Raw genomic sequence first — 14,892 nt, 5'->3', positions numbered from 1 at the left:
TCGCACGCTATAAGCTGGCATCCAAAAGGCAAGCTAAAGTGGTTTATGTTGCGATGCAACATTGCACTAATCTCCACTTTCTCTATTAAGTGGCTAATGTACGACTTGGCGATCATTGGTGGCGGTATAAACGGCGTCGGAATTGCGCGCGACGCAGCGGGCAGGGGACTGAAAGTCCTGCTGGTCGAGCGCGACGATCTCGCCTCGCATACCTCGTCGGCCAGCACCAAGCTGGTCCACGGCGGTCTGCGCTATCTTGAGCATTATGAATTCAACCTTGTACGCAAGGCGCTAAAAGAACGCGAAGTGCTGCTGCGCGCTGCCCCGCATATCATCTGGCCGATGCGCTTTGTCCTGCCCGTTGACGAAGGCATGCGGCCTGCCTGGCTGCTACGCCTCGGACTGTTTCTTTACGACAATCTCGGTGGCCGCGACATATTGCCCGGCACCAGGAGCGTCAATCTGCTCAAGGACCGCCGCGGCGACCCGTTGCAGAAACGCCTGAAAAAGGGATTCGCCTATAGCGATTGCTGGGTCGAGGATGCCAGGCTTGTTTCGCTCACCGCCCGTGATGCTGCAGACCACGGTGCGGAGATCCGGACCCGTGCGGAATGCGTCGGGCTGGATCGCGGGGCCGATCACTGGGACCTGCAAATCAGGCAGAACGGCGAGACCACCACCGAGCATGCCAGGGTTCTGGTGAACGCCGCCGGCCCTTGGGTCGACCCGGTTACAGCCCTGTATGATCGCAGCAACCACGCGGCGAAACTGCGTCTGGTCAAGGGCAGCCATATTGTTGTGAAGCGCAAATATCAGGGCGATCACAGCTATATTTTCCAGAACAAGGACGGCCGCATCATTTTCGCCATTCCTTATGAAGGCGATCACACGTTAATCGGTACAACCGACGAGCCGTGGACCTATGCCGAAGGCGACGCCAGGATCAGCGACGGGGAAATCGCCTATCTTTGCGATGCCGCCAGCGAATATTTTGCCAAGCCGGTCACCCGCGACGATATCCAGTGGACCTATTCGGGCGTGCGGCCGTTGTTCGATGACCACAGCCGCAGCGCGGCTACCGTCACCCGCGATTTTGTCTTCGACTATGACAAGGATGACGGCGCGCCGGTCCTCTCTATCTTCGGCGGCAAGATTACCACCTATCGCGTGCTCGCCCTGCAAGCGATCCGGACACTGTCGGACGCGCTGGACGTCGACGGCGATGACTGGACCAAAGAAGCGCATCTGCCCGGTGGCGATTTCCGGCCAGACGGTTTTGACGCGCTCGTCGACGAATATGCAGAACAATGGGATTTCATCGACCGGTCTGTCCTGCACCGGCTGGTCCGGGCATATGGCACCGATACCGCCATCATTCTGGCTGACGCCAAAAGAATCGCGGATCTGGGACAGGCTTTTGGTGCCGGCCTTTACGAAATTGAAGTGCAATGGCTAATCGAACGGGAATTTGCCTCCACCGCGGAGGATGTCCTCTGGCGGCGCTCAAAACTGGGATTGCACATGAGCAAGCCCGAGCAACAGGCTGTGGAACTATGGTTTGATCAACAGGACCTCAAGTGAAAGGCAAATCTCGCCCTTTCCTGATTGACGGACCAGAAAAGCGGTGGCAATAGCGGCGCATTCGGTCGATCTGACGTTCGATCTGGAAATGCGGGTGTAGCTCAATGGTAGAGCAGAAGCCTTCCAAGCTTACGACGAGGGTTCGATTCCCTTCACCCGCTCCACATTTCTCAACTAGCCGCAGAAAACCGCTACTTTTAAGGCGGTCTGGCGATGACTTATCCCATAGCTTCTCACATAGCTTCTCACATAGCTTCTCACACATCCATTACCCGGTGTTTGGTGCGTTCACTGATCGCGTTCACCATACAGGGGCGGGGAGATGCGTAAGCAGACCTATCTGATCCGAAAGGGCGCGAGATACCATTTTCGTCGGCGTTTTGAATCAAAACTGTCCAAACGTCCTATAAGCATAACACTGGGCACAGCGGATCCAGGCGAGGCGCGCCGTCTTGCCAGCCGGCTTGCCGTGATATGGGATAAAACAGAAATGGACATGCAATCAAATTTTCAGCGCGGGACATTGACGATCGAAGAGCGCGAGGCAATTTTCAAAAATGCATTAAAGGAAGAACTGGGTCACGCGACAGCGCATAAAGATTCTCCAATAGGAAGTTCCTCAACTCCCCCATTTCTGCATAAGATAATGGCAGCCGCTTACCGGATCGTTCAACAGGTGCCGCATGATGCAAAAGGGATTGATGCAGAAATCATAGAATCCGTAATTGGCGATAACTGGTCAGATAGCGATTTTTTGCGGTTGATCAAAACACTGGAGATCGCGGTTACACCAATGAGCGTCAGCTTGTCTGATGCAAAAGATGCACTGGACGAGCTCGGTATATCTCACAACCAGGCGATCCTTGGCGATGCGCGCTACCAAAAGTTCCGCGGTTATGCCGAGGCTCACGATCGAGCAGCTTTACTCGATCATTCCGTTATCAAAACGTCCGGAAGGGGAGTTATGGCACTCCTCGATGATGATATTATATCGCGCGCTTTGCAGCAGCTGAGCGAGAATAAAACGATCGATCTTTCGCTAGGGCAAGCTGCTGCTAGCATCGGTCCAGAAATCGGTCGTGGAAACCAATATCTAAACCCCAGCAGCTTGAAATTTAGCGAAATTATCGAGCCAACACTCAAGGCGCTTTTCATCCAGAAAAATTGGAAGCCGGACAGGGGGCAGCGAAATGCAATCGCGGAGCGGTTTGCCTGGGTTACAGGTGACAAAAGTCTAAGTGATTATAATCAGCAAGATATAAGAGATTTTGTCGAAATCATGCATCTCATCCCGAAGGATTTTCGGTTCGGCCATTTGGGAAAGTCTGGTCCGATGGCCAAGGCCTTTGATCTTGAGAACATTCCAAAGATCGAGGAAGGCATGGAAAGAAATGACCGCACTATCAACCGAGATTTGAGCGTATTGCAGAATATATCCAAATATCTTTCAAAAACACATTGGCGCTCACAATACAAAGATATTGAAATGAATTTCGTAGAAGAAGGGTCTACGATTGAATTAGACCCAGATGACCCGGATCGTATGCCCTGGACGCCTGCACATCTTAAAGCGATGTTCAATTTACCGCTTTGGCAAGGCGGTGGTGGAGCCCACAACCGGGTCAAAGAAAATCATTCACCAGTAATCTATCAAGATGCTGCCTATTGGGCGCCGCTCATCGGAACTTACTCAGGGCTTGCTCGCGAGGAAGTTTGCGGGCTGGAAGTAGTCGATTTTGGTTTCGACTGCGAAATTCCGTTCCTGATGGTCCAATCAAATATGACACGAAGCCAAGATGGCAAAACTCCTGGAGGTCTTAAACGCAAATCACGGCGGCGCGTGATGCCGCTCCATCCGCAACTTTTGAGGTTAGGATTAAAAGCCTATGTCGAAGCTATTTCTGCGGAGCATGAGAGCAAAAACAGCAAGATACTACCAATCTTCCCCGAGCTTTATGAAGACGAAGCAAAAATTACCAAGAACGGAAAAGTCCCATCGACTTTCGGTGGAAAGCGATTTTATGCGATAGCCTGGTGTTTCCTAGCTGATGCAACGCACGCCGTATTGCCGCTTCCCGAAACAAATAGTGGCAAGCATTCCGATTTCCATTCTTTGCGGACCTATAATCAATCTGTGCTGGCATCACCGGAAATCAGCCAAACCATAATAGACAAACATATGGGACATTCATTGAAAGGCACCGGGCCAAGAAGTTACAACAAACGCGCCGCTGCATTGGGTGAAACCACGGAATTGAAGGAGCGACTACAGATCATGATTTCTGAAATGCCTAACGTAACTGCTCATGTTAAGCTCGTGCCAAAATTGAGACTGCTTCCTATTAACAACCGTTCGCGAGTTGGTTCGGCGAAGGGGCGCAGTGCAAAGCACCGCTTTTGTCAATGATTGCTCCCGTCCACGCGTCCCTCTTGGACCGGAAACGGACTTACCGCTTTTCGGATAGTTACTTGTAACTGGCTGCCTTTTGAGGTTTGCTGGGTGGCGCAAAAATTTGATCCGAACTAGAGACTGTCGATGCTCTTGCAAAAGAAACGCCATACGAGCTTCACGCTCCATCAGCTATCCGGCATGACGGGAGGCAGAAGTGACTGACCGCCCCGTTCCGCTGGAGCGCCGTTTTGAAGCGGTGTCATCTGATGTCGATGAAGCTCAGCAAGCCGACTATCTTGAGATGATGGGCTACGGCAAGCCGATAGGCTGGCGGGAAATCGATGCGCGCTACAGGACGGTCATTCTGGCCGCGGGCGGTGCAGGCAAGACCTTCGAACTGGAGGCTCGCGCCAAATATCTTGATACGCAAGACCGGCATGCTTTTTTCATCCGTATTGAAGATATCAACAGCGATTTCGAAAAGGCTTTCGAAATTGGTAACGCGGCAAAATTCAAAAAATGGCGGAATTCATCCGATGAAGCGTGGTTCTTTCTCGACTCCGTCGATGAAGCCCGGCTCAGCCATCCGCGGGCTGTTGAAAAGGCGCTGCGGACTTTCGCGATAAAGATAGCAGGTGCCAACGATCGCGCGCATATCTGCATCTCCAGTCGCCCTTATGCTTGGCAGCCACGCCGCGATTTTTCTCTTGTAGACCAACTTTTCCCATCGGTGAAGTTGAAACAGGAGCCGACGGGACAAGATGTCGATCCAAGCGACGATGCCGTAACCGTAGACACAGGCTTGAAGGTGTTCCAGCTCAAGCCGCTGGATATTGACGAAATCCGTCTTTTCGCAACACACCGTTCCGCATCAAGGATCGAAGATTTTGTTACGGCCATCGAACGCGCTGATGTTATGGATCTGGCTGGACGGCCATTCGATCTGGAGGGCTTGATTGCCAAGTGGAACAGTGATCGCACATTGGGGGGTAGGCTAGCCCTTCTTCAGCACAATATTGCAGCCCGCTTGCGGGAAATCAGACCTGAGCGAGAATGGCAACAGCCACTCGATATCGAAGGCGCCCGTGAGGGAGCCAGATTGCTCGCCGCAGCTGTCCTTTTGACCGGTGAGCCGGGTATATATGTTCCTGATGAAAGCCACGAAAAACCTGGAATTGACGGCGCAGAGCTTTTGTCGGGCTGGGGGGATCAAAAGGACATTCGCGCGCTTCTGGAACGGCCGCTCTTCAATGATGTGCTTTACGGAATGGTGCGTTTTCGTCATCTTGACGTGCGCGAACTTCTGGCCGCCGAGTGGTTCGATGACCTGCTAAAAAAGGGCTATCGCCGCGCTGTCGAGGACCTCATATTTCGCGAACAGTATGGCGAGCAGATCATCACGCTGCGGTTGCGCCCGATCTTGCCTTGGTTGATCTTGTTCGACGAAGAAATCCGCAAAAAAGCTCTCGCGCTTGAGCCAGAAATAGCGATGGAAGGTGGCGATGTAGCCGGATTGCCGGTCGGCGAACGACGAAAATTGCTTCAGGACGTGATTGCACGCGTTGTCAGCGGCGAAGGTAGCCGGTCGGTTAGCGACAACAGCGCCATTGCCCGGATTGCACAGGAAGACCTGGCCGACGACGCTCACAAACTAATCAAGAAATACGCAGGCCACGACGATGCCATATTCTTTTTGGGCAGGCTCGTCTGGCAGGGGGATATGAAGGTTTGCGTCCCCGCATTGCTGCGCATTGCAGCAGACAACGAGCGGGGAAAATATGCCCGCATCGCCGCAACCCGCGCGGTAATGACATGCGGTGATGTAAAGCAAAAGCGGCGTCTATGGGCTGCGCTGCATGATTCAGCGGACGATCTGCCCCGCGAACTGCTATCGGAAATTATCCAAAATTCCGCTGCCGATGCAGAGGCGGTTGAATTGCTGCTTTCCAGCTTGGAGAAGTTACCACCTTACGAGCGCTTTGAAATAATGGGTCTTAAACAGGCGATGCACGGTCTGATTGAGAGGATGACGATTAACAAGGGTGCAACCGGTAGCCAGCCGTTGTTGGACATGGTCACAGGACTCAATGTCCTTCTGGAACGCGAGCCCTATATAGAGCGCGGCGAGTGTCATGTGTCCGAAGACTATGTCTGGTTGCTTGCTCACGCCAGCCACGCAGCTGAAAAGTTGGTCTCTGCGCATGTCGATGTGGCGCTGTCGGACGACGTAATCTCCGTCATGTTGAAGATCCCTGCTGTGCGATTTTGGCGATCGGGGGATGTCGATGAATATAAAACCAAATTGCATGAACTGGTGCCGGCTTGGCCAGAACTGAATGACAAATTGTTTTGGGCGAGTATCCATCAGACGCGGGCAAGAGCGGAGCGGAACGGCGACCGTCTGACGACTCATCATCAAGTCGACTGGCTTGGCCATTACTGGAAGTTTGCAGCCGAGCGCTTTGACGACGCCCTTGCTTTCATCCGCGATAACACAGGCGGTCATCCCGACGATCCGCAGGTGGCGCTGTCGCTTGCCTATAGAATCTTTGTCGATAACGATAGGCCGCAGCCGTTATTGAGCGCGTTGCGGAAAAGCTTGGTAGGCGACACGGAGCTAACGACCAATTTGGCAAATTGGTTGGATCCTCAGGAATCCGAACAAATGAAGAAGATGCGTGAGGACTCGTTGTCGCGCCAGCAGAAGCGCGAAATGCGAAAAGAGGAGCAGCAACGAAATCGATCGGAATGGATCGCCAAGATAAAGGCCAACCCCGATCATATCTGCTATCCGCCGGGATTGGAGTCGGGCCAGATCAGCGATGACCAATATCGGCTGATGCAGGAAATCGAAAAGGACGAGATGCGGGTCAGTCGCGGAGAAGCCGCGGCTAACTGGCGCTCACTCGTGCCCGAATTTGGCGAAAAAGTTGCCTCCGCGTTTCGCGATGCAGCGGTCGCCTTTTGGCGGACCTACAGTCCCGGACTACGCTCTGAAGGGGCGGATGCCAGCACAATCCCCTATGCGCTGATTTTCGCAATGACCGGCCTCTCGATAGAAGCGGAGGAGCGTCAGGATTTTCCGGAAGGCCTAAGCCCCGAAGAGGTCAAGCAAGCGCTTAGATATATGACCTCCGAACTAAACGGCTTCCCGGCGTGGCTAGAGAGTGTTTACAATGCCTTCCCCGAGCAGGTCCTGACGGCGGTTCACAAAGAACTTGATTGGGAGCTGGATAATAGCGGTCCTGACACATCGCATCACTATATCCTCCATGATCTGGTATATTACGGATCATGGCTCCATGCCGCGCTGGCACCCGGTCTCATCGAGCGCTACATTTCGCAGGACTTACCCAATGACGACGCCTTGCGCCATGTTCTGAACATTCTAGCGGGCGGCAAGACGGAACCGACAAAGCTGTTGCAACTCGCCAAGCGCGGCATTGCAGCAAAGCCGGGGCCGAACCATCTGGCGATCTGGTATGCTCTGTGGGTCGATAGCGAACCGGAAACTGGTATCCCTGCATTGGAAAAATGGCTGGCAACCCTAAAAGCGGGCGAGGCCAAAGAGACTGCGCAAAGCTTCATCACGCGGCTTGTCGGAGGGCGCGGAATGCGCCGAGAAATTGAGTTTCTCGCCAGCAATTTCAAACAGCCAGCATATCTGAAATCGCTCTATGTTCTGATGCACAAGTATATCCGTGCAAATGAGGATAATCACCGCGCAAACAGCGGCGCTTATTCACCCGAACTGCGAGACGATGCACAGGACGCTCGCAATATGCTGTTCAACCTCCTTGTCGAATTGCCCGGCAAGGAAAGCTATATCGCGATCAGAGAATTGATAACCGAGCACCCGGACGCAAGCTTTCGAGAGTGGATGGCACATCAGGCACGCCGGCGCGCGGTTCTGGATGGTGATCTGCCCCATTGGACGGCCGAACAGGTCCGCAAGTTTAGCAAGTCGTTGACGTTCCTTCCGACAACCAACCGTGAGCTTTTCCATCAAGGTATATTGCAGCTATTCGAACTCAAGCACTGGTTGGAACAGGGCAATGAGAGCCCGTATGCTGCTTGGCAAGCGGTTAAGGGCGAAACGAAAATTCGTAATCTGGTGGCGGGCGAACTTAACCGGCGCGGAGAAAAGCTTTTCCGCTGTGCACAGGAAAACGAGTTTCCTAACCGGCAACGGCCGGATATCTGGCTACTGAACAATGATGTGTCCGCGCCCGTGCCGATTGAACTCAAGGTGCTTGACGAGGGCTGGAGTGGGCCGAAGCTGTGTGAAAGACTGCAAAATCAGCTGATCGGTGACTATTTGCGGGAGGATGGCGCCGAATGCGGTATCATGCTGTTGCTCTGGCAAGGCCGTGCAGAAGCGAAGCGGTGGCGGATTGAAGGCAAATCTGTTCCGCTCGATAAACTTGCCGAGTCTTTGAAGCGATACTGGTCCACTATTGCGAACAATTATCCCGAGGTGTCGGCCGTCGAAGTGATTGTCATTGACCTTACTCGGCGGGCTCCAAAGGCGGATACCTTACCGATAGGGAACTGGAAGAGATAATGTAGAGTGAGCGTCCCCTATCTGGGTGACGCTTTGATCAATTTATGTCCGAGATTGGGCGCATTTCAGACTGGCGGCAATTGGGCCGAGACAGGACTGGCAGGTTTGGATCGAGAACCCTCACAAACTGGACCTGAAGGTTAGGCGTGTTCGAGGATCGGAATCTTTCAAAGTGGACGTCAACGCGAGGTCTTCGTCAACGAGGCGGGTATTCGCCTTCAGCCATTGCGTCAATCGCTGCTCCTTGCCGATCAAGTGTTGTCTGAACTGCCGTCACATCCACACCGAACACATTGCACATGCTCGTCTCTGTCTTGGGGTCCAATCGTTGCCACCAATTCTGGACGATCGTCTCTTCATCCAGCGGGAACTGATGCCCCGCCAACCGCGCGTGGGCTTCTTCGATCCTGGTCTGGATGGGCTCCTCCAGTTGCTTGATCAAATCGAAGGGCGTTGGCAGGTCGCCCTCCCAGAGGGAGGCTATCGGAACACGGTTCGCGATCGTCTGCCCATTGACCCGGTGAAGCCTCGTTATATGATAAGCGGGTTCCTGAAAGAAACGGGTGAGAGCTGACCAATCGTGGACGTAAACGCCGTCAAGCGCGCCCGCTAATTGCCAAGTCTCGTTGTGGAGAACAATCGGGATGATGGGCAAGATCGGTGCATCTTTCCCGAAATGCTTCTCAAGGATAGACGAGTTGTCCGCCAACCCCTTCTTCAACCGCTTCACCTGCTCGATATCATCCGCGGTCTGGCTGATCTTGTGATACGCGGTTGCCGGATCATTGTCGCTTAAACCGCGATTTTTGCATTCGATCAGAAGTATGTGATCCTGCCAGCGCGCGAGCACATCATACTGAAGCTCTCCGACGTTCTTGTCATCATGCTTGACGGTTCGCGCATCCATACGCTGTTTGCTAAGAAACTCGAGCACACGCTCCTCAAAAGCTGCGCCTTTGCGCTTGAGCTGCACCCCGCGTGACGCAAGCATGGAGGGAATGATTCTTACAAGGCGCTGGTCAGCCAAGCCCGGCCCTGCCAGCAGAAACCCTGATGGGGTCGCGATCAGAGGCGCGTCTTGCAAGTCACGCGAACTGCGTCCGAAGCTGGCAGCCTTTAGAAACTTTCCAATCTGCTTCGCTCCGATCGACATGCGACTAAGGAACTCGCTGATCTCCTCCATTGTTGACGGAAGAAACCCGTCCTCACCTTCCCGGCTGCTGGCGAGGGCCGAAAGCGATGAATAACAGCGCAACCATTCGACCAGACGAAGGCCGCCGGGTCTATGCTGGTCCGTTGCGACATTATAGCCCAGCGCTTCGCTCAGTGCGGCTGCATGACCTGCCTCCTCGGCGCTGACCCAGGCCTCGGGCCAAAGCGGAACCATTCCATCGATACCGCTCGCACCGTCCAAGACATTGGTCGTGAAAACCATTTTCCCGCCCGACAAGCCCTCACGACGCAAACTGCGCTCATTTGCTATGAAGTCGACCTGATTGGCGTTCCGAGAGCGTTGAAAGAGGGTCACCTTTCGCAATGGCCCCTGGGTAGCACCATCGCCTCCATCCCCCACCGGGATCTCGGCCTGTTCCACCGATATTTCATCACCAAGATAGCGGGCGGTCTTGTGAAAATGCTCCCATTGAAGCCAAAGAGTTCCTAGCACGAGTTCCGAACCTATCGCTATCAACGCGGCCTGGTCCGGAACCACAGGTTCGGGGACGACGAGGCGACCGTCGACATCGAAAAGACCGGCGCCATAGCCTTCCAGCTTCAAGGCTGCTCCGAGGGAGCGGACCAACTGAGAGTGCACGGCCTCGGGCGATATGGGTTCTGCTTCGTCGCGCGGGATCGAAAGCGAGTCGCCCAGGGTCAAAGACCCTGAATCGGCAATAGAACGTTCGATCGACCTATGCAGGTCGTGCAGTTCATGACGAGCCCGGGCAATAAGCGCTCCAATCCGCGCCGGCAGATCCAAGGCTAGAAAGTCGCACTTCTCTCTTGCAGCCAGTATCCGGTGATGACCGTCCTCGGCATGATGGATTGTATTCACTGCTCCGTCAAAACCCGCCAAGGCCACTTCTGAAGCGCCGTCCAGAGCTTTCCTGAGCTCGGTCAGAAAAGCGTTCCGCCGAGCCTGTCGCACGGGATCAGGCCGGTTCTGGATCAAACCGGCATGTCGCAAGATCCTGCCTGCCAATTCGGTAACAGCCATATCTACATCGTCCATCTCGCCGATTTTTGCGACAACCTGTGTGCCGTCCAAGGCCTTAACCGCGTCATTGAAGGCGCTTTGCCCAACTTTGGGGACTCCCAGATTGATGTCGACCACTAACTCTTCTCTTCAAATATAAATGGACGCGATGGCTTTCGCTTAGGTGTCGAACTTTGACAGACGAAGGAATATCGCCTTTCGGAATTAGCTAGAGCCCCTCTTCCTTACGGCGCCAATCGACGCCGTCCTTCGCGATGAGCACAGTATTAGGAATGCCAAGCTTTCTTCCCTCGATATGGTAATACCGTTTGCCGGTCCGCGACAACCGGAATCGGTAAGTGAAAGCGTCAAAATCGTCAGCGTCCGCATCGGGTTCGGAAACGAGATCTTCTCGAAGGAAAGTGAAGACCTTACTTACGGTCGCTTCGCCAGTCTTGAGACTGCGCCAAACCCATCCCGCGTCCTGACTCGCATCGTATTCTAAGACGATGGAACGGCGAAGTTTCTTGAAAGCTACCATGCCGTTAACAACCAATAATCTGCGGATCGTGCGAATTCAGGAACCTAGACGTTTTTGGGGGAGAACGCGAGATCATATTTCGCTACCCTCCTTGCGGAAGAGGTGGCTGCTTCCAGGATCGCGCAGCGACAGGCTCAATGATCGATATTGGGCGCGAAGCAGACTTAAAATCGGACTGCAGGGAATTTCGAAGAATGGTGAGGTCGCCGATAAGCAGCTTGCCGCGTCACAGGCGGAAGCACGACTTTTCGGCAATCCCGACCTAATCACCTAACTCTGAGCGGGAGTAAGTTGGGATTGCCGAAAAACGCAACTCCTTTCAGGTTTAAGCCGCCTGTGCTGCCAACCCAAAGACTTTCTCTAGAAGACTTTCCTGCTCTTCCTTCAAAATCGGCCCAGCTATCGCTTCTGGCCGCTGCCGCAAATATCCTTCAATCAACGCAAAGATGGCTTCCGGAATACGAAGACATGGATCACCCTGAATGCGCCGCCACGCTACCAGCGCAATCGCCGTTAGCAAGGTGTCCAACTCACAATGCTGGCGTGCAAGGTCCCAATTGCCTGTTTCAAACGGGAGATCAGGATTTGCCTTGTCGCGGATCAGCGCCACTGGAATACCGATTCTCACGAGCACCTCAGAAAGATGATGCCATGTTTTGCCAAATCCTTTCATAGCTGCGTTGATATCCAAATGGGCTGGGCGCATTGTGCGAGGGCCAAAGGCCTGAACAAGCTGTGGGGGTAGCGGGAGATCATGCGTCATAGCGGCCAGTTCGATAACTTTGGCGTCCATGGCTGAGCCTCCATATGTGACCAGCATCCGATCGGCAGAGGCGCGCAAATCGTCGAAGGCCGACATCAGCATTTCCCCTTCATCCTGATGTTCTGTCGTCCAGCTGCGCAATTTCCCTACCGATATCCGGCCAAGATCATCGATGCTGATGTCGAGCAATGCGATCATATTGAGTTTGCGTGCAGCGATGCGGGTCTTCTCACATTTCGGATTAATTTCCCGATAGGCTTCGGTATAGTAGCGGTCGAACACCATTTCGGTGTCGAGAATTGTATATTTTTGCATGGTTTTTCTTTCTCCTGCTGACGTGCAGCAGGTTCTTGTTGTTAAAAAGTAACGGGACGGAGGTCGTCAACGCGGCGCCAAGCCTGGAAGGCCGCTACCAAGCTGGCCTGATCCGGATCTTCGGCGAGACAATTGAACACCCAGGACAGCCACAGTGCCTGAGCGTGATCTGCTGCTCGCCTAGATTTTTCCGATGGCCCGGCCATCTCGGACGCCAAAGTTATGCCGAAGAGTTCCGCACTGACCCTGACATATTGGTCTTCCGTTCGGTGAACATGGATCTTGCGGTGGAGACCCAGATTAAAAATCGGCAGAGCATGAAGGACGTCATCAGCAAAGTCGGCTTTGTGTTTTGGCCGGTGAGACCCGCCCGGAGCTTCCAGAACCCCGCAAACGCAGTCGGTTTGTTGATCCAGCAGCTTCGTCATCTCCAGTAAAGGAGCGGTTCGATCCTTATCTGGATATGTATGATGATGGCGCGTGAACAACACGTCATCACCAGGCTGCAAGTTGACTTCAAAGGCTCCAAAGGCGCGAATGAAGCGCTCGGTATTGCGGCGGTAGGGATGGTAGATGACGGAGAAGGTGACGATCCGCTCGGAATATATGGGAGGTTTCATAAAAATTGTCCTGAAACGCCAAACGGGCGGTCATCCGAAGATGCCGCCCGTTTGGCTGGTGAATAAAAATACGCTGCGAAAATCTAGTCGTTCTGGGTTTTGATAATATCTCCTTCAACGGTGACGCGGGTATGTTCCCATCGGACAGTCCGCTCAGAGCCATCAGCGGCAGCTTTGTCCAATATGGATTTGCCCCGGCGAATTGCCCGTTCGACCTTTCCTCCACGGTCGCATTTCGCTTCCACGACAATGGCTCTCTCGTTCAAAAAGAACATCCGCTTTCGATCGAGTGAGACCATAACCAATGGCCGGCTCCTATCGAGCTGCGCTGGCTCGACTTCCAAAACTTCAGCGCCGCCAATGGAACGCAGGATCAGCGCATAGCCAGATGGTTTTTCACAGCTGTTATCGGCCCAGACGCTGACTATCATGTCATGCCTGTTATCGATGGCAGCATCTGCAGCGGCGTTGAACACTGCCTCGGATGGAAAACTGATAGCTCCAAAGGTTATGGCGCAGGTTCCAGTCCGCTCTGCCTGCAAACCCAGCTCATAGCGCAAGGCATGCGTCATCGCCTTGCGCGGACAGCCCGCGCCAGTTGTATTCTTCTTCATTCTGTATTCCTTTTCTTAGTGACGTCCTTTCTGGACGGAGCTTTTCCATTCACTTCGGAAGCTCAAATTCACTTTCAATTTCATTGTTCTCCGGGCAGCGCTTCAGCTGCCCGTTTCTTAATCTTCAGGATTCAGCGGTATCGCTCTAGCCATGTGATTGGCTCGATATGCGGCGTGCCCGAAAATGGCTTTAAAGCCCGCGCATACCAAGCCTCTTCTGCCTCGCGCTGATCATGCGCGACTTCAGTCCACCAGACCTTGCCATTCCAGCGCCAGCCTCGATCTTTTATGATCTGGCGATAATCATATGGCAGTCCGCGCGCTTCAAATAGCCACGTGTCGCGGCGGGCGTTGTCAATTGCTTCGCCCAAGGCTGTTTTGCCGGATGGCGTGACAAAGGTCAGCAAATTGGTGAGACTGGTCACGTCATCCATTGCGCGATGCTTGACCGGATTAAACATGCCAGCCTGCATCAGCAGATGATCGGCCTTGGCCCCATCAAAGCCCCAGCCAGCCCAATCGCAATCGCGCATGGAGCAGATCCATGGTTTTGTATTAAGATCTGGAAGCAGTCTCTCGACAAATCGCCGATCATGAAAGCTGTTGTGAGCGCAAATGGCATCCATCTCATTCAGACGTTCTGCAATGCGAGCAGGATTCATAGTCTGGCCGGCTAACATTTCGTCCGTCAATCCGGTGAGCTGGACAATTTTTGGCGACAAGGGAACGCCAGGGTCTTGCAATGACTTCCCAGCGCTTTTGATCCTGACAATTTGCCCCATTGAATCGACGATGACAAACGCAACTGCAATTTCGATCACCACATCGCGTTTGGGATCAAGGCCCGTGCTTTCGGTATCAAGGATTGCAACGTCCATCAGCGGTTCGACAGGGTCTGCAACTTCTGGCCATTCGCGGAAGGGCGTAACACGGTGCAAAACTCGGACTTTATCGTTTTCGGTTCCGGACGGGTGACCTGTCGGCGAATGCCCAGCAGTGGTTTTTATATTCATGATATACCTCTTGGTAGGAGGCTGGCCGACGGAAACATTTTCCATTCAAATTCCAACCTCAAAAATGAGGCTTCAGCCGGATGCTATTCTACTTTTGACGCGAAAGATAGAACTGCCGCTTTTCCCAATGTGGATTCATGCGGAGGCAAACGGGAAGGCGGTTTATCGACTAGCGGCGCAATAATGGAGGAGGCGGTAAGTCCTCCACCGTTTTCGCCGATGACGATTTCAAATTTGTACACTTTCGCTCGGCCAACATAGAATTATGGCTATGAGGTCAGGCTGGTTTGACGCA

General features: G+C 53.5%; 9 protein-coding genes and 1 tRNA gene. 4 read left to right on the top strand and 6 right to left on the bottom strand.

The window, feature by feature from the left end:
- Positions 1-96: 96 nt before the first annotated feature.
- From ACWFTY_RS10635 to ACWFTY_RS10620, 4 genes are all read left to right on the top strand, one after another.
- Entirely contained in the window at positions 97-1,581 is a 1,485-nt protein-coding gene (locus ACWFTY_RS10635; protein WP_447524200.1) for a glycerol-3-phosphate dehydrogenase, read from the top strand.
- A gap of 90 nt (positions 1,582-1,671) precedes the next feature.
- A tRNA-Gly gene (locus ACWFTY_RS10630) sits at positions 1,672-1,745 on the top strand.
- A 158-nt stretch (positions 1,746-1,903) separates the two neighbouring features.
- On the top strand, positions 1,904-3,988 hold the full coding sequence (locus ACWFTY_RS10625; protein ID WP_447524199.1) for a DUF6538 domain-containing protein: 2,085 nt from the start codon (positions 1,904-1,906) through the stop codon (positions 3,986-3,988).
- A gap of 199 nt (positions 3,989-4,187) precedes the next feature.
- Positions 4,188-8,537: a hypothetical protein gene (locus ACWFTY_RS10620; RefSeq protein ID WP_447524198.1), complete on the top strand. Its 4,350-nt coding sequence runs from the start codon at positions 4,188-4,190 to the stop codon at positions 8,535-8,537.
- 196 nt (positions 8,538-8,733) lie between these two features.
- On the opposite strand, the gene ACWFTY_RS10615 is transcribed toward ACWFTY_RS10620, so the two are convergent.
- The 6 genes from ACWFTY_RS10615 to ACWFTY_RS10590 form a co-directional block, all read right to left on the bottom strand.
- Positions 8,734-10,869 (bottom strand): nuclease-related domain-containing protein, encoded by a 2,136-nt coding sequence (locus ACWFTY_RS10615; protein ID WP_447524197.1) that lies wholly within the window; start codon positions 10,867-10,869, stop codon positions 8,734-8,736.
- 91 nt (positions 10,870-10,960) lie between these two features.
- On the bottom strand, positions 10,961-11,272 hold the full coding sequence (locus ACWFTY_RS10610; protein ID WP_447524196.1) for a hypothetical protein: 312 nt from the start codon (positions 11,270-11,272) through the stop codon (positions 10,961-10,963).
- Positions 11,273-11,597: 325 nt separating this feature from the next.
- Positions 11,598-12,320 carry a hypothetical protein gene (locus ACWFTY_RS10605; RefSeq protein WP_447524195.1) on the bottom strand — a complete coding sequence of 241 codons (723 nt, stop codon included), beginning with the start codon at positions 12,318-12,320 and terminating at the stop codon, positions 11,598-11,600.
- A 71-nt stretch (positions 12,321-12,391) separates the two neighbouring features.
- Positions 12,392-12,970 carry a hypothetical protein gene (locus tag ACWFTY_RS10600; protein ID WP_447524194.1) on the bottom strand — a complete coding sequence of 193 codons (579 nt, stop codon included), beginning with the start codon at positions 12,968-12,970 and terminating at the stop codon, positions 12,392-12,394.
- Positions 12,971-13,053: 83 nt separating this feature from the next.
- The gene (locus ACWFTY_RS10595; RefSeq protein ID WP_447524193.1) at positions 13,054-13,584 is read right to left on the bottom strand and encodes a hypothetical protein; all 531 of its coding nucleotides are present in this window, start codon (positions 13,582-13,584) and stop codon (positions 13,054-13,056) included.
- Positions 13,585-13,715: 131 nt separating this feature from the next.
- On the bottom strand, positions 13,716-14,642 hold the full coding sequence (locus ACWFTY_RS10590; RefSeq protein ID WP_447524192.1) for a 3'-5' exonuclease: 927 nt from the start codon (positions 14,640-14,642) through the stop codon (positions 13,716-13,718).
- Between the last annotated feature and the right edge of the window lie 250 nt (positions 14,643-14,892).

It is taken from the genome of Parasphingorhabdus sp. NYA22 (assembly GCF_976973735.1).
Note: the sequence above shows the minus strand (reverse complement) of the source record. Positions and strands in the feature narration are given on the sequence as shown.

Bases quoted from the DNA above. Each gene is read 5' to 3' on its own strand.
- ACWFTY_RS10635 (WP_447524200.1), top strand. From the start codon at position 97: ATGTACGACTTGGCGATCATTGGTGGCGGTATAAACGGCGTCGGAATT.
- ACWFTY_RS10625 (WP_447524199.1), top strand. From the start codon at position 1,904: ATGCGTAAGCAGACCTATCTGATCCGAAAGGGCGCGAGATACCATTTT.
- ACWFTY_RS10610 (WP_447524196.1), bottom strand. From the start codon at position 11,272: ATGGTAGCTTTCAAGAAACTTCGCCGTTCCATCGTCTTAGAATACGAT.
- ACWFTY_RS10605 (WP_447524195.1), bottom strand. From the start codon at position 12,320: ATGGTGTTCGACCGCTACTATACCGAAGCCTATCGGGAAATTAATCCG.
- ACWFTY_RS10600 (WP_447524194.1), bottom strand. From the start codon at position 12,970: ATGAAACCTCCCATATATTCCGAGCGGATCGTCACCTTCTCCGTCATC.
- ACWFTY_RS10595 (WP_447524193.1), bottom strand. From the start codon at position 13,584: ATGAAGAAGAATACAACTGGCGCGGGCTGTCCGCGCAAGGCGATGACG.
- ACWFTY_RS10590 (WP_447524192.1), bottom strand. From the start codon at position 14,642: ATGGAAAATGTTTCCGTCGGCCAGCCTCCTACCAAGAGGTATATCATG.